General features: G+C 69.0%; 20 protein-coding genes and 1 pseudogene. 15 read left to right on the top strand and 6 right to left on the bottom strand.

All coding sequences use genetic code 11. The features are described from left to right. A pseudogene (locus JMV16_RS12255) lies at nucleotides 1-131 on the top strand (cell division protein FtsZ); the annotation flags it as partial. A gap of 95 nt (nucleotides 132-226) precedes the next feature. Here JMV16_RS12255 and JMV16_RS12250 read toward each other — a convergent pair. Together JMV16_RS12250 and arsA are read right to left on the bottom strand one after the other, a co-directional pair. Further along, nucleotides 227-637, bottom strand: coding sequence for a DUF302 domain-containing protein (locus JMV16_RS12250; RefSeq protein ID WP_201494565.1), 411 nt, complete (start codon nucleotides 635-637; stop codon nucleotides 227-229). Between the two features lie 26 nt (nucleotides 638-663). Then, entirely contained in the window at nucleotides 664-2,682 is a 2,019-nt protein-coding gene (gene arsA, locus JMV16_RS12245; protein ID WP_201494564.1) for an arsenical pump-driving ATPase, read from the bottom strand. A gap of 245 nt (nucleotides 2,683-2,927) precedes the next feature. Between arsA and JMV16_RS12240 the strand changes: the two genes are divergently transcribed. The 5 genes from JMV16_RS12240 (at nucleotide 2,928) to JMV16_RS12220 (ending at nucleotide 5,893) form a co-directional block, all read left to right on the top strand. Next, the gene (locus JMV16_RS12240) at nucleotides 2,928-3,446 is read left to right on the top strand and encodes a DUF6920 family protein (RefSeq protein ID WP_201494563.1); all 519 of its coding nucleotides are present in this window, start codon (nucleotides 2,928-2,930) and stop codon (nucleotides 3,444-3,446) included. A 253-nt stretch (nucleotides 3,447-3,699) separates the two neighbouring features. Next, entirely contained in the window at nucleotides 3,700-4,068 is a 369-nt protein-coding gene (locus tag JMV16_RS12235; protein WP_201494562.1) for a DUF1428 domain-containing protein, read from the top strand. A 140-nt stretch (nucleotides 4,069-4,208) separates the two neighbouring features. Continuing rightward, entirely contained in the window at nucleotides 4,209-4,559 is a 351-nt protein-coding gene (locus JMV16_RS12230) for a hypothetical protein (protein WP_201494561.1), read from the top strand. A 148-nt stretch (nucleotides 4,560-4,707) separates the two neighbouring features. Beyond that, nucleotides 4,708-5,499, top strand: a complete 792-nt coding sequence (locus JMV16_RS12225) for a HupE/UreJ family protein (protein ID WP_201494560.1) — start codon at nucleotides 4,708-4,710, stop codon at nucleotides 5,497-5,499. 40 nt (nucleotides 5,500-5,539) lie between these two features. After that, entirely contained in the window at nucleotides 5,540-5,893 is a 354-nt protein-coding gene (locus JMV16_RS12220; RefSeq protein ID WP_201494559.1) for a DUF6488 family protein, read from the top strand. A gap of 224 nt (nucleotides 5,894-6,117) precedes the next feature. Here the strand turns inward: JMV16_RS12220 and JMV16_RS12215 are convergent, their stop codons facing one another. Both JMV16_RS12215 and JMV16_RS12210 read right to left on the bottom strand, forming a co-directional pair. Further along, entirely contained in the window at nucleotides 6,118-6,474 is a 357-nt protein-coding gene (locus JMV16_RS12215; protein ID WP_201494558.1) for a hypothetical protein, read from the bottom strand. A 120-nt stretch (nucleotides 6,475-6,594) separates the two neighbouring features. Next, the gene (locus JMV16_RS12210) at nucleotides 6,595-8,112 is read right to left on the bottom strand and encodes a hypothetical protein (protein WP_201494557.1); all 1,518 of its coding nucleotides are present in this window, start codon (nucleotides 8,110-8,112) and stop codon (nucleotides 6,595-6,597) included. Nucleotides 8,113-8,456: 344 nt separating this feature from the next. On the opposite strand from JMV16_RS12210, the gene JMV16_RS12205 reads away from it, so the two are divergent. The 3 genes from JMV16_RS12205 to JMV16_RS12195 all read left to right on the top strand — a co-directional run bounded on the left by JMV16_RS12205 (nucleotide 8,457) and on the right by JMV16_RS12195 (nucleotide 10,550). Further along, nucleotides 8,457-9,512, top strand: coding sequence for a LysM peptidoglycan-binding domain-containing protein (locus JMV16_RS12205; RefSeq protein WP_201494556.1), 1,056 nt, complete (start codon nucleotides 8,457-8,459; stop codon nucleotides 9,510-9,512). Between the two features lie 36 nt (nucleotides 9,513-9,548). Then, nucleotides 9,549-9,890 carry a hypothetical protein gene (locus JMV16_RS12200; RefSeq protein WP_236580486.1) on the top strand — a complete coding sequence of 114 codons (342 nt, stop codon included), beginning with the start codon at nucleotides 9,549-9,551 and terminating at the stop codon, nucleotides 9,888-9,890. Nucleotides 9,891-10,115: 225 nt separating this feature from the next. Continuing rightward, nucleotides 10,116-10,550 carry a TerB family tellurite resistance protein gene (locus tag JMV16_RS12195; protein ID WP_201494555.1) on the top strand — a complete coding sequence of 145 codons (435 nt, stop codon included), beginning with the start codon at nucleotides 10,116-10,118 and terminating at the stop codon, nucleotides 10,548-10,550. An 11-nt stretch (nucleotides 10,551-10,561) separates the two neighbouring features. On the opposite strand, the gene JMV16_RS12190 is transcribed toward JMV16_RS12195, so the two are convergent. Next, nucleotides 10,562-11,455 (bottom strand): LysR family transcriptional regulator, encoded by an 894-nt coding sequence (locus tag JMV16_RS12190; protein WP_201494554.1) that lies wholly within the window; start codon nucleotides 11,453-11,455, stop codon nucleotides 10,562-10,564. Nucleotides 11,456-11,563: 108 nt separating this feature from the next. On the opposite strand from JMV16_RS12190, the gene JMV16_RS12185 reads away from it, so the two are divergent. The 5 genes from JMV16_RS12185 to JMV16_RS12165 all read left to right on the top strand — a co-directional run bounded on the left by JMV16_RS12185 (nucleotide 11,564) and on the right by JMV16_RS12165 (nucleotide 16,545). Next, nucleotides 11,564-11,977 carry a hypothetical protein gene (locus tag JMV16_RS12185; RefSeq protein ID WP_201494553.1) on the top strand — a complete coding sequence of 138 codons (414 nt, stop codon included), beginning with the start codon at nucleotides 11,564-11,566 and terminating at the stop codon, nucleotides 11,975-11,977. A gap of 46 nt (nucleotides 11,978-12,023) precedes the next feature. Continuing rightward, a complete protein-coding gene (locus tag JMV16_RS12180; RefSeq protein WP_201494552.1) occupies nucleotides 12,024-12,182 on the top strand; it encodes a hypothetical protein in 159 nt (52 codons plus the stop codon). Nucleotides 12,183-12,191: 9 nt separating this feature from the next. Further along, nucleotides 12,192-13,184: a TerC family protein gene (locus JMV16_RS12175; RefSeq protein ID WP_201494551.1), complete on the top strand. Its 993-nt coding sequence runs from the start codon at nucleotides 12,192-12,194 to the stop codon at nucleotides 13,182-13,184. Continuing rightward, nucleotides 13,181-13,783: an exopolysaccharide biosynthesis protein gene (locus JMV16_RS12170; RefSeq protein WP_201494550.1), complete on the top strand. Its 603-nt coding sequence runs from the start codon at nucleotides 13,181-13,183 to the stop codon at nucleotides 13,781-13,783. Before JMV16_RS12175 ends, JMV16_RS12170 begins: the two co-directional genes overlap by 4 nt. A gap of 119 nt (nucleotides 13,784-13,902) precedes the next feature. Next, the gene (locus JMV16_RS12165) at nucleotides 13,903-16,545 is read left to right on the top strand and encodes a M1 family metallopeptidase (protein ID WP_201494549.1); all 2,643 of its coding nucleotides are present in this window, start codon (nucleotides 13,903-13,905) and stop codon (nucleotides 16,543-16,545) included. A 45-nt stretch (nucleotides 16,546-16,590) separates the two neighbouring features. On the opposite strand, the gene JMV16_RS12160 is transcribed toward JMV16_RS12165, so the two are convergent. After that, nucleotides 16,591-17,532 (bottom strand): LysR substrate-binding domain-containing protein, encoded by a 942-nt coding sequence (locus JMV16_RS12160; RefSeq protein ID WP_201494548.1) that lies wholly within the window; start codon nucleotides 17,530-17,532, stop codon nucleotides 16,591-16,593. 138 nt (nucleotides 17,533-17,670) lie between these two features. On the opposite strand from JMV16_RS12160, the gene JMV16_RS12155 reads away from it, so the two are divergent. Next, a complete protein-coding gene (locus tag JMV16_RS12155) occupies nucleotides 17,671-18,759 on the top strand; it encodes a tartrate dehydrogenase (protein WP_201494547.1) in 1,089 nt (362 codons plus the stop codon). Nucleotide 18,760: the final 1 nt, after the last annotated feature.

Below are 18,760 nucleotides of genomic sequence, written 5' to 3'. Positions count from 1 at the left end.
ATGACAACCTCAACACCCCCAGCGTCTGGCGCCACGGCCGCACGCAGGCGGCGGCGAAGGTGGAGGCGCTCAGCTCCAATGGGATGGATGAGATCGAGATTCCGGCGTTCCTGCGCAAGCAGGCGGATTGAGGAGGCGCGGCGCCACGGGGTGGTGCTGCCTTCTTCGAGTGAACAGGGTGCGGCATGCCTTCGGCCCCGCCCTGCTGCGCGAGTGCCGAAACCCCTCAGGTCGCCTGGGTCGCGCTGCCGCCCAGGCTCTCGCAGGCACGGCGCAAACGCTGCTCGGCGGCATCGGCCACCGACCGGACCTCCGGCTTGCCGACCAGGTTCACCATGATTTGCGGATCGAGAAAGCCGACGACGACCCGGCCCGGCGCCTCTTCGCGGACGATCACGTTGCAGGGCAGCAGGAGGCCGATGTCGGGCACGGCCTTGACGGCCTGGTGTGCGAGCGGAGGGTTGCAGGCGCCGAGGATGCGGTAGGGCGGCATGTCCTGGTCCAGTTTCTCCTTCATCGCCTGCTGGACGTCGATGTCGCTCAGGACGCCGAAGCCCTCGGCCTTCAGCGCGGCCGTGGTCTTCACGATGGCCTGGTCGAACGACACGCCCGTGAGCGTGGTGGTGAATCCGTACATAGGGAACCTCCGGTTCGGGTTGGAATTCACGCAGCCACGGTGGCAGCGGGCGCCGGCGCTCGCACCAGCCTCGACAGCTCACCCAGGCCTATCGGTGGCACCGAAAGCCAAGGCAGCGCGTAGAGCCGCGGGGCGAGACCTGCCGACATGCGCGCGATCTGCCTGCGTTCACCCGCCAGCCGGGCCTGCAGCACCGGATCGTGGGTTCCCGCCGCCAGCACGCTCTTGTTGAGCACCCAGGCATGGGGCTCGATGCGGGCGCGCCGCAGGTCGTCCTGCAGCGCAGCGGCCTGCGACACCGGCGTCACCTCGGGCAGCGTCACGAGGATGATCTTTGTGTACGCCGCGTCCTGCAGCCGCATCAGCGGCGTGACGACGCGCGCTGCGCCCTGACCTTCGAACTCGCGCGCCATCTGCCGGTGGTAGGCGCCGGTCGCGTCCATCAACAGCATCGAGTGCCCGGTGGGCGCGGTGTCAAGCACGACGAACGCGCTGCGGGCCTCGCTGACGATGCGTGAGAACGCATGGAACACCGCCACCTCTTCGGTGCACGGCGATTGCAGGTCTTCCAGCAGCAGCGCTTGTTCCTGCGCGTCGAGCCGGGGGGACTTGGCCGCCATGATCTTGTCGACGTAGCGCTGCGTTTCGACCTTCGGGTCGATGCGGCTCAGCTTGAGGCCGGGCAGGTCGCCGTCCAGCGTGCCGGCCAGGTGCGCCGCCGGATCGGTGGTGCTCAGATGCACGGTCTTGCCGCGCTGGACGAGGCCAATCGCCAGGGCCGCCGCGATGGTGGTCTTGCCGACCCCGCCCTTGCCCATCACCATGATCAAGCCGTGCCCGGCGGCAGCCAGGTCATCGGCCAGAGCGGCCAGGCTTGGCAGCGGGGCACTGTCCGTGCCTGGCTGTGTCGTGGCCAGGGCCACCGGGCCGGCTCCGGGGACCAGAAGCGCGCGCAGTGCCTGCAGGCCGACGGTGTCGAAGGGGCGCAGCGGCACCCGATCCTGCGGCAGTTTGCGAAGCGTCTCCGGCATCGCTTGCAGCGCCTGCTGTCCCAGGTCCTCGATCGCGCAGGCCACGGCATCGCGGCGGTCGCTGGCGTGGAACACGCCGTTGATCGCCAGGCGCTGGTTGTCCAGGCCCAGCTCATGCAACTCGACCGACGTGCGCGCCGCTTCTGCGATGGCGCTGCGCTCAGGCCGGGTCACCAGGACCACCGTGGTCTTCGCGGGGTCGCTCAGGGCGTCGAGCGCGGCCTTGAAGCGCAGCTCCTGCATCTTCAGGCCCGAGTGCGGGCCGAGACACGAGGCGCCGCGGTCGTTGTCCGCCAGAAAGCCGGTCCACGCCTTCGGCAGGCTCAGCAGGCGCAGGGTGTGCCCGGTGGGTGCCGTGTCGAAGATGATGTGGTCCCAGGCTTGCGCGCCATCGGCCAGCAGGGAAGAGAACTCGTCGAACGAAGCGATCTCGGTCGTGCAGGCACCCGAGAGCTGCTCGCGCACCCTGGAAAGTTCGTCCTCTGTCGCGCTCGCGCCCATCTGCGCCAGCACGCGCTGGCGGTAAGACTCGGCGGCGTTGTCGGGGTCGATGTTGAGCACCGACAGGCCGGGCGCACCGGGCACCGTGACGGGGCTGTTGCGCAATTCGATGCCGAGCATCTCGTCAAGGTTGGAAGCGGCATCGGTGCTGACGAGCAGCACCTTCTTGCCGGCGTCGGCCAGCGTCAGCGCAGTGGCGGTGGACAGCGAGGTCTTGCCCACGCCGCCCTTGCCGGTGAAGAAGAGATGCCGGGTCGGGTGGTCGATGAACCCGACGCCGGCGGGCCTGAACCAGGCCTGCACAGCTTCATGCGACGGGATGCCACCACTGTGGACCACCTGGCCTGCGATGACGACGGCCGGGGTGGCATGCACGCCGTAGGCCTTGATCTCGTCCGGTCGCTCGACCTTGACGATCTCGACCTCGATGCCCGCGTCGCGGGCTGTCCGTTCGATGATGCCGATCGTGCTGTGGCACTTGCTGCAGCCTGAACCCAGAACCTTGATCTTCATGGTCATGCCCTCTGCGGGAACTGTGCGCCGCCGGATGCGGGCCGGCTTGATCTCGATCAGCCTGCTGGGCCGGCGGTGCGGCGTCTGTTCGCCAGCACACGGTCAGCTTGGATCAGGCAAGGCCCAAGGAACCAAGCCGTGCAACGCGGTTGGGAAGGATATGCATAGCCTGGTGCAAGGCCCTTGCGTCGTGCGGTCGAATCGGTGATGGTTCGAGGTCCGCTGGTCGGTCCACAGGAGTTCGCATGACCTGGTTGCCGTGGCTTGGGTTGGGCATCGTCGTGCTGGTCATCGCGGCCGTTGGCCTCACGGTCTTCGGCGACCAGCGCTGGGCCGGCGAAGTGAAGGCACTTCAAGCCAAGTTCGAGGCCGGCCGTCTCGACAGCAAGCCAGGCCCGGGCCTGCCGCCGACAAGCTACGCCGTGCGCGAACTCGGGGGACTGCCGGCGCCGGTGCAACGTTGCTTGCGCACGGTGCTGCAGGACGGCCAGCCCGTCATCACCGCCGCTACCACCGAAATGGCCGGCAGCTTCAACATGTCATCCACCGATGAGCAGTGGAAGCCCTTCACTTCGTGCCAGCGCGTGATCACGCGCCGACCGGGCTTTCTGTGGGCCGCGAAGATCGCCTTGCTGCCAGGCCTGCCCGTGCGCGCCGGCGACAGCTGCATCGCTGGCAGGCGCCGTTCACGGGCGAGGTGGCCTGGATGCGACCCGAGGGTCGCAAGCTCTACTTCATCGGCACTGTCACCGCCCTGGCTTTAGAGTTCTCGTCGTGACCCTTCGCATGGCGAACACGTTCAGGTTGGCGGGTGTCGTGGCCATTGTCTTCGCTGTAGCGGCTTTGTCGATCAGGTCGCGCTTCGAAGAAGAACTGCAACAGGCCCGCGCCCGAAGCGCGCAAGGTCGCACGCTGATGGGGCAGGTCATGTCGATTGGGCCTGCGGTCGTTCGTCGATAGGATGCGAGGCGCCCTCGCGCAGGTGCGCCGACGGCTCAACGCAGCAGGAGTGAAGACATGTCCTACATCGATGGTTTCGTGATCGCGGTTCCCACTGCCAACAAGCAGAAGTTCATCGAGCACGCGCGTCATTTCGACTCGCTGTTCATCGAGCTGGGCGCGCTCCGTGTGATCGAGGCCTGGGGCGATGACGTCCCCGACGGCAAGCTCACCGACTTCCGCCGTGCAGTCCAGGCCACGGCCGAGGAGACGGTGGCGTTTTCGTGGGTCGAATGGCCAGACAAGGCCACGCGCGACGCCGCCATGAAGAAGATGATGGAAGACCCGCGCATGGATCCGTCCACACCCGGCAACCCGCCCATGCCCTTCGACGGCAAGCGCATGATCTTCGGCGGCTTCGAGCCGGTGGTCGAAGTGAAGGCCTGAGCGACCGAGGCGACGCCGCCCACCGGGGGCGTGCCATGCGTCCCCGTGGCGCCTGCCATCCTGCTGGCCTTGATGGCCTTTCCCGGCGCGGGCGTCGCTGCCTGAAGAGCGGATGCCAGGGCGCTGGCTAGAATCCTGAGATGTTCCGTCGTTGCTTCTCATGGGTGCTGATGGCGCTGCAGCTGCTGCCGGCGCTGGCCCTGGTGCCCGGCCAAGCCGACGCCTTGGCGCTGGAGATTGGCCACGCCCTGGTGCATCAGTCTGGCCAGGGGCATCACCACGACGACTCGCTGGCTTTCCAGCTGGATGACGACGCAGCAGCGGCGCAGCACGTCCATCACGATGCCGGCCACCACTCGGCGCTGCCGCTCAGCATCCCGGCCCCGGGCCTGCCGTCGGCAGAACCCTCGGCACCCGTGGCCTTCCTGGGAGGCCGGCTGCCGGAGCCCCATCTCGAAGGGCCGCTGCGCCCACCCCGGACTGCGGTGTGACCTGCCCGCTGCGACCCGAGCGCGTCGCAGCCCCGCCTGCATCGTCCCTTCGCCAGACCCTGCCCCTCCGCGCCTGACGCGGGCGCCCATCCGGGCGCCTTCGCTGCCAGGAGGCCGCAGGCCTTGGCGAACTCACTCACGGAGTTCCATGAACCTATCGCTCTCGCTGCGCCGCCTGGGGCTGGCCGCGCTCATGCTCGCGCCGTCCCTGCTCTGGGCGCACGGCATCTCGCCCGAAGACCGCCAGCGCATGCTGGACGGCGGCAACCTGCAGTACATCGGGCTGGGCGCCAGCCACATGCTCACCGGCTACGACCACCTGCTGTTCCTGTTCGGCGTGGTCTTCTTCCTGACGACCTTCAAGGACGTGGCCAAGTTCGTCACCGTCTTCACGCTGGGCCACTGCATCACGCTGATCTTTGCCACCTTCTACGGCATCACCTGGAACTACTTCCTGATCGATGCGGTGATCGCCGTGAGCGTCATCTACAAGGGCTTCGACAACATCGGAGGCTTCCAGAGGGTCTTCGAGATGGAGCAGTCCCCCAGCATGCTGGGGGCGGTGTTCGGCTTCGGCCTGCTGCACGGCTTCGGCCTGTCCACACGCCTGCAGCAACTGCCCCTGGGCGACGACCCGACGGGGATGCTGCTGCGCATCCTCAGCTTCAACATTGGCGTCGAACTCGGGCAGATCGTGGCCCTCGCCGGCATGGTTGCCGTGCTGGCCTGGTGGCGCCACACCCATTCGTTCCGCCGCATCAGCCACGCCGCCAACCTGGGGCTCATCGTCGCGGGCACGCTGCTGATGCTGATGCAGCTGCACGGCTACCTGCACGACACCGATCCGAACGGCTTTCGCTTCCCGGCGGAAGAGCACCGTCACATTCATGAAGACATGGATGTCGAGAAGTCGGTGGACTCCTCCCGCAACAAGCTCTGACCTTCCTCTCCCACTTCACCACCAACCAAGGAGTTCTCACATGAAATCGATGCTCGTCGCTTCTGCCTTCGCCGCCAGCCTGTTCGCCGCTTCCGGCGCCCATGCGGGTGCCGATGCCAGCTGCCACTTCCACGGCAGCAAGCCGGCCCCGGAAGCCACCGTCGTCCAGTGCGCCACCCAGTACAAGAACAAGCTCGTCGAGGGCGGCAAGCTGGAAAAATCCTGGCAGGCCGTCGCCAAGGCCGACAAGGTGGAACAGGTCGATGGCAAGCGCAGCAAGGAATGGAAGCTGAGCTTCAAGAACCCGGCTGCGGCGGACAAGACCAAGGACACGCTCTATCTCTTCTACTCGCTGCCGGGCAACTTCATCGCCGCGAACCACACCGGGCAATAGGGCGATGACGGCGGCCTGGCAAGGCCCATCGCCATGGAGCGCGCCGCCGCCGGTGTCTGCAAGCGTCAGGGTGGGTCGCCGTCGAATCGAGCCCTGGCGGTCGACTGGCGCATGACGGGGCGCCGTCAAGCTGGCCGTGGCACAGCCGAGCCACCATCAGGCCCTGGCGCTGCAGCGCAGTGGCAGCGCGTCGCCCAGGCCGCGGAAAGGGCCTGGCCCGAAGATCAAGCCCTCGCCTTGCGCCCCGACGCCGCCAGCAGGCCCGCCAGCGCCGCCGCCTCGAGGGCCAGCGACTGCGGCTCGGGCACCTGGGCGGCGCGGGCCGTCAGAACCAGGTCGTCGATGAAGGCGGTGCCGTCAATGTTGTACTGGCCCTGGAAGCGCAGTTCACCCGCGCCGCTGACCGTGAAGTCCAGGCTGTGGCGGGACCAGGCCTGCCCCGCCTGCGTGGTGTACGAAGCCGCGTTGAGCCTGTTGCCGGCGAAGAAGATGTCGTAGGCGGTGGCGTAGTAGCCGGCCCGGCCGGCATCGGCCCAGCTCAGGGTGTAGTCGCCAGCGGCAAGGCTCAGCAACTGTTCCATGTGGCTGGTGTTCTGCAGGCCCACCAGCTGGTTGCCGTAGGCATGGCCGCCCAGGCTGCCGGGGTTGCCCCAGGCCGCGCTGGCGTTGCTGGCCCTTGCCGCCGGGCGGCAAGGGCTCAGTCAGGGCGCGGCGAACAGCGATGACAGCGCCGGTGAGGGCGAGAACTTGAGGCTCATCAGCGTCTTGGTCTCGTCCTTGTTGCCGGTGCGGGCCACGCTGCGCCCCGAGCGCAATTCGAGCCACATATTGGCGCCGAGCTTGTAGTCCAAGCCGAGGGCGTACTTGTAGGTGCCGGCGTCGGTGCCGCCGTCGCGGCTCTTGGCAGTGCTGATCTCGGCCAGCAGGTAGCTGGCTTGGTTGCCGCCCATCTCCCGGATATAGCGCGCGGCGAAATTGGAGCGGGTCTTGTAGGCCGGCGTGCCGCCAATCGTGGACGTATCGAGCACGTTGCCGGCGCGGTGGTAGGCGATGGTGACCAGGTTCTTTTTCTCCGAGTCGGCCTTGCCTTCCTTGAAGCCGTTGGCCACGTACTCCGGCGAGGCGGACAGCGTGAACTGCAGATGGTTGCCCAGCGACAGCCGCGGGTCGCCTGCGCCCATGCTGTTGATCTGCCCGCGGCCGAAGAGCAACGTCGCCTTCGGCGTATTCCACTTGTCCTTGGCCGCCTTGGTGGCGGCCTTGGCGCAGTCCGCCAGTGCAGTTTCGACGCTTGCTTCGGCCTCGGATTCCTTCTTCTTGGCGTTGGCATTGGCCGACGCCGCGCTCGCCGCCGCAATTGCCTCAAGCTTGGTTGCAGTGGCCTTCTCCGAAGGGGCCATTGCTGCCGCAGCGGACGCTGCCGTCGCAGTGGCCAGGGCGGTGTCTGCGGCCGCCACTGCGCTCACGGCCGCGATGCGGCTGACCGTTGTCCTGGCGCTGGCCTGCTGCTGCGTTTCTGCCAGCTTTGCTGCGTCATTTCCGGTGGTCTTGCGTGCCGTGCTGCAACTGTCCTGCTTGCTCATGCCCGCGAACGCCTTGTAGGCCGCGAAGGTCGGGTCATCGTCGATGTCGAAGAAGTACTCGACGTTGACCGCCAACGCCCGCTGGCGGTAGTCGATGCCGGCGATGGTCGTCCGGTTCTGGGCGTAGCTGAAGGTGGTCGAGCCCCAGAGGCGGCGCGCCGGCGACATCCAGAATCCGTTGGCGCCGTTGAACTCCACCTTCGAGATGTCGATGGCCGTGGTCTCGAAGCGCGAGCGCCCCGGCGAAAACGCGATGCCGATGCCGTCCTTCGATTCGTCGCTGCGCACGGCGTTGATCGAGGCGACCAGTTCCTTGGGCGTGGAGGTGTCGCGCACCAGCTTGCCGTCCATGCCGATGATGCCGGCGGCGCCGACATAGCCGCCCGAGGTGTCGGCCAGGAAGTCATTGATGCTGGGGGGCTTCGCGTCGGCCGCCTGCGCCGCGGCAACGGCGGCGAGCAGGCCGATCAGGCCCGCCGTGGTCTGCTTGTTCATGGGGGAATCCTCCTTCGACGACCGGGGTGGTCGAGGCAGCGGACGATGTCGCGAAGGCGGCGGCCCGGCATCGGCAGCTTTGGGGACGGGGCCATTGCCCATGACCCACTGCCCAGGGCCCCGGGGGCGAGCCTGCGCCAAGCCCGCCCGATCACTGCGGCGCGCGGGAGGCAGGGCGCTACTGCGGCAAGGCCAGGAATTCCGGCAGCTTGGTGGCCAAGCCCTTGAAGCTGCGCAGCAGGTGGGCGAATTCGGCATCGCTGATGGCCTCGCGGTTGCCCGGCCAGTTCGCCCAGCTTCAGATCGACAAAGCCCTGGTCCAGCAGGGTGTTGACCAGCCAGGAGTGGGGGTCGGGCTCATAAGGCATGGGGCACTGTGGATGTCCCCTGCTGCAAATTGACCCGGCCGCGCGCTATGACTACATTGCAGTTCCACCCGCACGCAGATGCGGAGCGGTTCCGGAAAACCAGGGAGACAGGCCAGCATGATTTACAGCGTACGCCAGGGCGATTCACTTTGGAGAATCGCCGCATTCCACTTCGGGCGCGCCGAGCTTTGGCCCGCCATTGCCCAGGACAACCACCTGCGCAATCCTGATCGCCTGCTGGTCGGTCAGATGCTGAGCCTGCGCGATTCGATGCTGGTGCCGCGCGATGGCCACGCGGCACCGCTGTCGGGTCAAGAAGCCGGCGCTGGCATCATCCAGGCGCCGGTCATCGAGCATCTGCCCAGCCTCGTGCCGGGGCGCGGCTTCTTCTTCGTCCTCGCCGACGAGATCAATCCGCTGTCGCAAAAGCTTGTGCGCAAGGTTCTTGTCCATCCGGAACTGGCCGCCGCACTTTCCAGCCAAGTGAGGCGGCCCATTCGTACGCTGCCGAATCCCGAGAAATTCGGTCTGCATCCCACCGACCCGCTTTCCAATCTGCCGCCCGGCCGCCATGCGCAGGGTATGAAGCCAAGTCCTTACTCTTCGGCATCGACGCAACCGTTGGGCTCGTCGCGGATTGTCGGCAGCCGCTTCTGGATTGATGTCGAAAAGGCCCGGGCCGCCGGCGCAACCCTGCACGGCACCGAGGAGATACTGGCCGACCTTGAGCGCATCGCCAAGAAGACGGCTGATGCGGCAAGCCGCATCAAGCTCGACGGCTTGAAGAAACTGGTGCGCGGGGATGGCGAAGTGCTGGTGCGCGGCGCGGTACCCGCCTCGGCCATCAAGGGAAGCACGGCGATGGCCATGACGCGGGGCCTGCAGGGCGTGCAGATCGCCGGCTTCGTGATGACGGCCATCGACATGAAGCGCGCAACCGTGAAATCGGTCGAGCAGCAATCGGTCAAGCCGGTGGCTGCGGAGACGGTCCGCCAGGTGGGCGGCTGGGCCGCCGCGTGGGCCGGCATGAAGCTCGGCGCGGCCGGCGGCGCGCTGATGGGCCTTGAGACCGGCCCAGGCGCCCTTGCCACCGGGGCCGTCGGCGGCCTGGTGGGCGGTGTGGCCGGCTACTACGGCTTCGACTGGGTCGCCGACCATATTGATGCCAACTAGACGGTCGCCGTTCGCCATGGCACCCGGATTGCGGCCATGACAAGCCTGCACGACACGGCGCCACCGTGGGTCGCCTTTCCGGACATGCAGGCTGGCGCGCTGGCCCAGTACACCAAGCAGGGCGCCACAGAAGCCTGGTTCGATCAGGTCTGGCGGCCCTTCTGGGCATCGCTGAGCGCCGAGCAAAGGCAGCGCTACCTCGAATTGCACCGGGCCTCTCCGGAATGGATTGCCGCCATCGAGTCTGTCTGCCATGGCGGCGCAGCACTGGACCTGGAAGAGGACGCCCGCGAGTCCGAGGCGCATCTGCGCGAATGGAGGGCTGGCCGCGGCAGCGCCAGGCCTTCCTGGTTCGACCGCCTCTTCAGGCGCCGCTGAGCCTGGCCTTGCGCTCGGCGCCGCTGCTGCGCAAGCCGGTCCGGCAGCGCCCTTCGAGGCTGCCACGCTGACCGTTCGAGCCCGGGAGCACCACCGCGGCGCATGCCCGCCGTGCGCTCACAGCTGCGGTTTTTTCTGAATGAAGATCACTGAAGCTCTGCTTCCTTCGAAGTGCCGGCCGGGTCACATTGGGCGCCGTCGCCACTCTTCACCCAGGACTCCGTCATGCGCAGCTACACCCGAAACAGCCCCGAAGCCGCCGCGCGCATCGTCGCGCTGGTGCTCATCTCCGATGGCCATGTCAGCCACACCGAAATCGAGACCCTGCACCGCCTGCAAACCGAGCGCGAACTGGGCCTGGCGCCCGGCCGCTTTGCGCAGGTGATGCACACGCTCTGCGAAGACCTGCTCGCTGGCAGCTATGGCGGCGGCACCATGATGTGCGGTGTGGACGAGGCCTGGCTGGCTTCGCTGATGTCCGAGGTGGATGCCCCCGCGCTTCAGCGCACGGTGCTGCGCCTGTCCAGCGCCGCCGCTGCGGCCGACACGCACCTGGCCGAAGGCGAGGCCCTGGTGCTGGCAGCAGCCCGCAGGCACTGGCACATCGAGGGGCCTGCCGCGGGCGCCGATGTGCCGGCGGCGCAAGCACAGCCCGCCTGAGCGCTGCGCCCTCAGGCGTCGGCCAGCCCGCCTGCGGCGGCGACGATGCGCTGCACCAGCGGGTGGTGCTGGCCGCGGCGCGAGCGGATGGCGTGGATCTCCTCGTTCACGCCCTCGCTGCGGCCCAGCAGGCGCAGGCCGCGCATCAGGCCGATGTCGTCCGCGCCGAGCCGGCTGACCGGAAAGACACCGAGCCCGCGGGCCCCGAACACCGCCAGCAGCGCACTGTCCTCGAACTCGCCGACGACGCGGGGCCGCAGTCCCTGCGCCTCGAACCAGCGCTCCAGCTTCGAGCGCAGGGCCGAGTGGCCGGTGGGCAGCAGCACCGGCAGGTCGGCCAGCGATTGTGGAAAGCGCTCGCGCTCGGCCTTGCCCACCAGCCGGGCCGGGCCGTACCACTCCACCGGGGTGTCGACAAGGCGTTCGCTGGTCAGGCGCAGATTGGGGTTGCGGGGCGCGGCCTGGCCGGCCAGCACCAGATCGAGGTGATGCAGCGCCAGTTCGGCCAGCAACTGCTCGAACTCGCCTTCGTGGCAGACCAGGCGCAGATGCGGCGTGGCCAGCACGGGCTCGAGCAGCGCGTGGGCGGCCAGCTTGGAGATGCCGTCGGACAGCCCCACCGCCAGCCGCGCCACCTTGCCGCTGGCCGCCTCGCGCACCTCGTCGGCGATGCACTGGCCAAGTTGGAAGATCTCCTCGGCGCGCGCAAAGGCGGCCTGGCCGGCCTCGGTGAGGGCCACGCCGCGGCCCGCCGGCTTGAGCAGCTGATGGCCGAGCGACTTCTCGAGTTCGCGCACCTGGGCGCTGATGGTCTGCACCGCCATGTCCAGCCGTTCGGCGGCGCGCGCAAAGCCGCCTTCCTTGGTGACGACCCAGAAGTAGTGCAGATGGCGGTAGTTCAGCATCCGGCCTCCGGTTCGTAAAAGACGAAGCATAGATGCGGTTCATGCTTGTTTCTTCGAATGCCCTCCATGCCCACACTCGCGGTATTCATTCGCCACTGGAGTTCCACCATGTTCTACCTGATCAGCTGGTTGGCCGTTCTCTCGCTCGTGGCGCTGTGGTCGCTGGCGGCCTGGTTGCTGCACGGCGCGGCCCTCTGGGTGGTCACCAGCGCCGGCGCTGCCACCGGCGCCGCCGCCGCCGGCATGGCGGGCCAGGGCCTGCCGCAGTGGCTGGCGGCCTGGGTGCCGCCCGATGTGGCGCAGGCCATCGCCTCACTGCTGTCGGGCCTGGTGCCGGTGGTCGAGAGCCTGCTGCAGGCCGCGCCGGCGCTGGGCGGCGTCCTGACGGGGGCGGGCTGGGTGGTCTGGGGCCTGGGCTGCGCGCTGCTCGTGCTGTTGGGGGCTGGCCTGCATGTGGCTATCGCGCTGTGGCGCCGCGGCAGCGATGGCGCCGGTCGCCGGTCGCTGCTGGCGGCCGGCTGAATCGCCACGCCCCTTGCCGGCCCTTGATCTTCAGAAGGCACGAACCATGGAAACCGACACCCTGCTTACCGCCCTCATGACCGCCACCCTGGCTGCGATCGCCTTCCAGGCCTGGCGCCTGGGCAACGAGAAGCGCGACGTCGCGCTGCTTGGCGCCTGCAGCGGCCTCAGCGGCGTGGGCACCGTGGCCACCTGGATTCTTTGAGCCCACCTCATGGAAGCACTGCTCCCCTTTCTTCTCGCCGACTTCATGGGCAAGCCTGCCTGGGTCTGGCTCGTCTTCGTGGCCATCGTCGTCGCGCTGCTGGCCTTCGACCTGGGCGTGCTGCACAAGGATGACCGCGAGATCGGCGTGCGCGAAAGCCTGCTGCTCTCGGCCGGCTACATCAGCGTGGCGCTGCTCTTCGGCGCCTGGGTCTGGTGGTACCTGGGCGCGCAGAGCGGCATGGACTACTACACCGGCTTCATGATCGAGAAGTCGCTGTCGATGGACAACGTCTTCGTCATCGCGCTGATCTTCAGCTTCTTTGCCATCCCGCGGCAGTACCAGCACCGCGTGCTGTTCTGGGGCATCCTGGGCGTGATCGTGCTGCGCGCGATGATGATCGCGCTGGGGGCCACGCTGGTGAGCCAGTTCAGCTGGGTGCTGTATCTGTTCGGCGCCTTCCTGGTCTTCACCGGCATCAAGATGTGGGTCATCGCCGACCACATGCCCGACATCGCGAACAACCCGCTGCTGCTGTTGCTGAAGCGGCGCATGCGCGTCACCGACGGCCTGCGTGGCAACGCTTTCTGGGTGCGTGAGCCCGACCCCAAGACGGGCAAGCTGGAGCGCTTCGCCACGCCGCTGCTGCTGGCCCTGGTGCTGGTGGAGTTCGTCGACCTGGTCTTCGCGGTCGACTCGGTGCCGGCCATCTTTGCCATCACCACCGACCCCTTCATCGTCTACACCAGCAACATCTTCGCCATCCTGGGCCTGCGCGCGCTGTACTTCGCGCTGGCGGCGATGATTCACCGCTTCAAATACCTCAAATACGCCCTGGCCCTGGTGCTGGTGTTCATCGGCAGCAAGATCTTCCTGGTCGGCATCATCGGCAAGATTCCTGCGGTGATCTCGCTCAGCGTGACCTTCGGGCTGATCGCCGCCGGCGTGCTGGTTTCGATGTGGAAGACGCGCGAATGGCCCGCGCGGCAGGGGACGGCATGACGTCGCCGCTGGCGCAGCGCCTGCGCGATGCCGCGGCCGCGCTGCAGGGCGAGCGCGTCTCGGTGGCTGCCTTGCTGCGCGCCCATGGGCCCCAGGCCCACGGCAGCCTGCTGCTGCTGATGGCCGTGCCCTGCCTGCTGCCCATACCGGGCACGGGCACGGTGCTCGGGCTTGGCCTGCTGGCGATGGCCCTGGCCCTGTGGCGCGGGCGGCCCGAGGCCGCCCTGCCGCAGCGGGTGGCCGAACTCGAGATGTCGCGCGCCTGGGCGCACCGCGTGCTGACGACGCTGGCCACCCTCTACGCACTGGCGGCGCGCGTGACCCAGGCCCGCCTCGCCTGGGTGGTTGCGGCGCCTGCCCACCGCTGGATCGCGGCCACGGTGGGCGCAATGGGGGCGGTGCTGGTGCTGCCCATCCCCTTCGGCAATGTGCTGCCGGCGCTGGCCCTGGTGCTGATCGGCCTGGGCCTGGTGTTCAACGACGGCGTGCCGGTGGTGCTGGGCATGGCCACGGCGTTGGCCACCGCCGCGCTCACGCTGGCCCTGCTGGCCGTGGTGGCGGACTGGGGCAGCGGCTGGGTCGGGCAGGTGCTGGCATAGGCGCTGCCAACCACGCCGGCGCAAGGGATCGCCATCATCGTTGTGGGCCCCCGCGGCTGCCCGTGATGGAAATCAGCCTGGCGACGGCGTAGGCTTGCACCCGCTGCCCGGGAGGTGCCATGCGCGTCATTCGAAAGTTCATTGCCTTCGTCCTGTTGCCCTTTGCCGTGTTGTGCCTGGCTGCGCCGAACGTGGTGGCGCAGCCGCGCTTTCGCTTCGATGCCACGCCGGGGCGCTTGTCCAAGGACGTGGTCCCTCTCCAGGTCGGGCTCACGCTCGACCTCGACCCGGCGCGTGACGGCTTCGACGGCCGCGCCGAGATCGAGCTGCGGCTGGGCAAGCCGGCCGATGTGATCGAGCTGCACGCGCACGAACTCGTCGCCAGCAGCGCCTGGCTGGCCGACGGCGGCAAGCGCCGCGTGCTCGAGGTGAAGCCCGATCCCGAGGCGCAGATCTGGCGCCTCGTTCCGGCCGACGGTCGGCCACTGGCGGCCGGCAGGCATCGCCTCACGCTGGTCTATGCCGGCCAGGTGCAGCGCCAGGGCTCGGGCCTGTTCCGCGCCAGCGCGATGATCGATGGCAAGCCAGTGCCGTCGCTGGCGACGCAGCTCGAGCCCATCCATGCCCGGCGCGTCTTTCCGGCCTTCGACGAGCCGGTGTTCCGGGCGCGCTACCTCCTCACGGTGCGCGCGCCGGCCGGGCTGGAGGTGCTGGCCAACATGCCGCGCGAGCATCGCAGCGAGGCCGGCGGCATTGCGACCCACCGCTTCGCCGCCACGCCCGCCATGCCGAGCTATCTCTTCGCGGTGGCCGTGGGCCGCTACGAGGTGCTGGAAGGCCGCGCGGCGGGCGTGCCGCTGCGCATCGTCACGGCGCCCGGCAAGCGCGAGCAGGGCCGCTTCGCGCTGGCCGCGACGCGCCAGCTCCTCCCCTACTACACGCAGTACTTCGGCACGCCCTACGCCTTGCCGCGGCTGGACCAGCTCGCCGTGCCCTCGACGCGCTTCGGCGCGATGGAGGACTGGGGGCTGATCTCCTATGCCGAGAACGGCCTGCTGGTCGACCCCGCCACCACCAGCCCGGCGCAACAGCGTCGCGTCTTCAGCCTCATCGCGCACGAGGTCGCGCACCAGTGGTTCGGCAACCTGGTGACGGCCGCCTCGTGGAACGAAATCTGGCTCAACGAGGCCTTTGCCACCTGGATGGCGAACAAGGCCACCGACCACTTCAACCCCGGCTGGCAGACCCTGCTCAACAACCGGGGCTGGGTCGACGAGACCATGGCCCTGGACGCCACCGACGCGACGCGCGCCATCCGCTCCGGCCCGGTGCGCGAGACGGCGGTGTTCGATGTCTTCGACGGCATCACCTACACCAAGGGCGGCGCGGTGCTGACCATGGTCGAGCAGTGGCTGGGCGAAGAGCGCTTCCGCCTCGGCCTGGCGGCCTATATGCGCGAGCGGCGCATGTCCAACGCCACCGCCGGCGACCTGTGGTTCCACATCGGCCGAGCCGCCGGCCGCGATGTCGCGGCCATGGCCGCGAGCTGGACCGACCAGCCGGGCTTTCCGCTGGTGACGGTGGCCAGCCGTTGCGAAGGCGGCAAGACGCGGGTGACGCTGGCGCAGCGGCGCTTCCGCAGCGCGGCGGCGCCCGCGCCGGCGGCCGAGCCGCAGTGGCAGATCCCGGTGCGGCTGGCGCGCGGCGCGCAGGCGGCGACGGTGCTGCTGGACCAGGCCCAGGCCAGCACCATCCTGGCGGGCTGCAGCGACGAGCCGGTGCGCGCCAACGCCGGCGGCCGCGGCTACTACCGCGTCGCCTACGCACCCGAGGCGCACGCGGCGCTGCGCGAGCGCTTCGCCGCGCTGCCGCCGGCCGACCGTGTGGCGCTGCTGGCCGATACCCTGGCGCTGGCCCACGCCGGGGCCTTGCCGCTGGGCGAAGGCCTGCGTTGGCTGGCCCTGCTGCCGCAGGTGCGCGATGGTGGCCGCGTGCCGCTGTTCAAGCAGGCCATCGAAGCCTTCCAGCAGCTCGATCAGGCCTTTGCCGGCACGCTGCAGCAGGCTCCGCTGCGCGACACGGCGCGCGCCCTGCTCGCCGCAGAACTCATGCGCCTGGGCTGGGAGCCGCTGCCGGCCGACGACCCCGAGACGCTGGCGATGCGGGCCCGCCTCGTGCGCCAGCTCGCCGCGTTCGACGACGCAGCCACGCTGGCCGAGGCGCTGGCGCGCTTGGGTCGCGACGAGGCCGGCACGCAGCCCCTGCACCCGTCCCTGCGCGAGGCCGTGCGCATCGCTGCCGGCGTGGCGGCCGACCGCGCCCGCTTCGACCGCATGCTCGCTGCGTTGGCTGTCGCCCCGGGCGAACAGGAACGGCGCACGCTGGCCTCGGCCCTGGCCAGCGGCCGCGATGCCGGGCGTGCGCGCGAACTGCTGGACCGCATGCTCGCGGGCGACCTGCCGAGCAATATCGCCTCGATGATGCCGCCCATGGTGGCCGAGCTGTCGCCGCACGGCGAGCTGGCCTACCGCCATTTGCTGGACCATTGGCCGCAGTGGCAGCAGATCGCCGGCCAGACCGGCCAGCGCTGGCTGCTGCCCGGCACTGCGGAGAACGCCAACGACCCGGCGCGTGCGCAGGCCCTCATCGCCGACCAGGCCCGCCTCGTCGGGCCCGATGGCGCCCGGCTCGCCCAGCGCGCCGCGGCGCGCATCGGGCAGCTGGCCGATCTGAAGGCGCGTGCCGCGGGCCTCGGGCCCTGACCCCCCGACGGGCCGCGCGCACCCGCGCGGGCGGCGGCGGCCCGCTCATCCCCTGCCGCCGCTCGCCTGCTGCGCCAGCGACAGCGCCAAGAAATCGACGAAGGCCCGCACGCGCGCCGCGAGTTGGTGGCGCTGCGGGTAGACGGCGTGGATGTCGGCGTCGGGCGTGCAGTACTGCGGCAGCACCTGCACCAGACGGCCGGCGTGCAGGTGGCGGGCGATGTCCCATTCGGCGCGCATCAGGATGCCGTGGCCATCGAGCGCCCACTTGACGGCGATCTCGCCGTCGTTGGTGGTCAGGTTGCCGCGTACCTTCACCGTCTCGGAGTTCGCAGCCTTGCCGCGGCCCCCTCCAAGGCCTGACGCCAGGCGCCACACGCCATAGGCCTCTTCGCCCTGGCGGATGCCGATGCAGTTGTGGCGGACAAGATCACTGGGCGCCTTGGGCGTGCCGTGCCGCGCCAGATAGGCCGGTGCCGCGCACAGCAGGCGGCGGTTGGGCGCGATGTATCTGGCGATGATGCGGGCGTCGGGCGGGGCGCCGAAGCGTATGCAGACATCGAAGGCGTCGTCGCTGAGCGGCGGCGGGTTCACCGACAGCTGCAGCTGCACCTCCACCTGCGGGTGCTGGCGCACGAAGCGCGAGATCAGCGGCGCGACATGGCTGCGCCCGAAGCCCAGCGTCGCGTTCACGCGCAGCAGGCCCTGGGGCGTGGCCTTGGAAACGCCCAGCAGCTGCTGCATGTCGTCGATCTCGCCCAGGATGCGGCGCGCGTGCTCCAGGTACAGCTCGCCCTCGGGCGTGAGGCTCATGCGCCGCGTCGTGCGGTTGACGAGCGCCAGGCCCAGGCGCGCTTCCATCAGCGCCAGGTGCTTGCTCACCGCGGGCGTGGAGATGCCCAGCTCGCGCGCCGCCGCGCTCAGGCTGCCGGCGCCGGCCAGGGCCGAGAAGAAGGCGAGGTCGGCGGCCTGGATGCCAGCGGTCATGGGCCCTCCGTTCGGCTTTGATTGTTAGCTTCAGGTTAACGATGGATTCACTTTAGCGGCGCGCCTGCGGCCTGTCCATTTCCTACATTCACGTCCACCGCACAGCCATCCCATCCACGGATTCCACGGAGACAAGCCATGAAGACCTATTCGATCGCCACCATCCCCGGTGACGGCATCGGCAAGGAAGTCGTTCCCGCCGGCCAGCAGGTGCTGGAGGCGCTCGCCAAGTGCAGCAGCGCCTTTCGCTTCGAGTTCGAGAACTTCGACTGGGGCGGCGATTACTACCGCGAGCACGGCGTGATGATGCCGGCCGATGGCCTGGACGCGCTGCGCCACAAGGACGCCATCCTGTTCGGCAGCGCCGGCGACCCGCACATCCCCGACCACATCACGCTCTGGGGCCTGCGCCTGAAGATCTGCCAGGGCTTCGACCAGTACGCCAATGTGCGGCCCACGCGCATCCTGCCCGGCATCGACGGCCCGCTCAAGCGCTGCGGCCCCGGCGACCTGAACTGGGTCATCGTGCGCGAGAACTCCGAGGGCGAGTACTCCGGCGTCGGTGGTCGCGTCCACCAGGGCCACCCCATCGAGGCCGCCACCGATGTGTCCATCATGACCCGCGCCGGCGTCGAACGCATCATGCGCTTTGCCTTCAGGCTGGCCGAGTCGCGCCCGCGCAAGCTGCTCACGGTGGTCACCAAGAGCAATGCCCAACGCCATGCGATGGTGATGTGGGACGAGATCGCGCTGCAGATTTCCAAGGAGTTCCCGGGCGTGCGCTGGGACAAGGAACTGGTCGACGCGGCCACCGCGCGCATGGTCAACCGCCCGGCCACGCTGGACACCATCGTCGCCACCAACCTGCACGCCGACATCCTGAGCGACCTGGCCGCGGCCCTGGCCGGCAGCCTGGGCATTGCGCCCACCGGCAACATCGATCCTGAGCGCCGCTACCCGTCGATGTTCGAGCCCATCCACGGCTCGGCCTTCGACATCATGGGCCGGGGCCTGGCCAATCCGGTGGGCACTTTCTGGTCGGTGGTGATGCTGCTCGAGCACCTGGGAGAAGTGGATGCTGCCCAGCTGGTGATGAACGCCATCGAGCAGGTGACGGCCAACCCCAGGCTGCACACTGGCGATCTGGGCGGCAAGGCCACGACGGCCGAGGTGACTCAGGCCGTGTGCGCGCTGCTGACGGCTCGAGCGCAACGCAAGGCGGCCTGAG

The organism is Rubrivivax sp. A210, assembly GCF_904426505.1.
Classification (GTDB): Bacteria; Pseudomonadota; Gammaproteobacteria; order Burkholderiales; family Burkholderiaceae_C; genus Rubrivivax.
The sequence above is the reverse complement of the archived record's forward strand: the minus strand, read 5'-3'. Positions and strand labels throughout refer to the sequence as shown.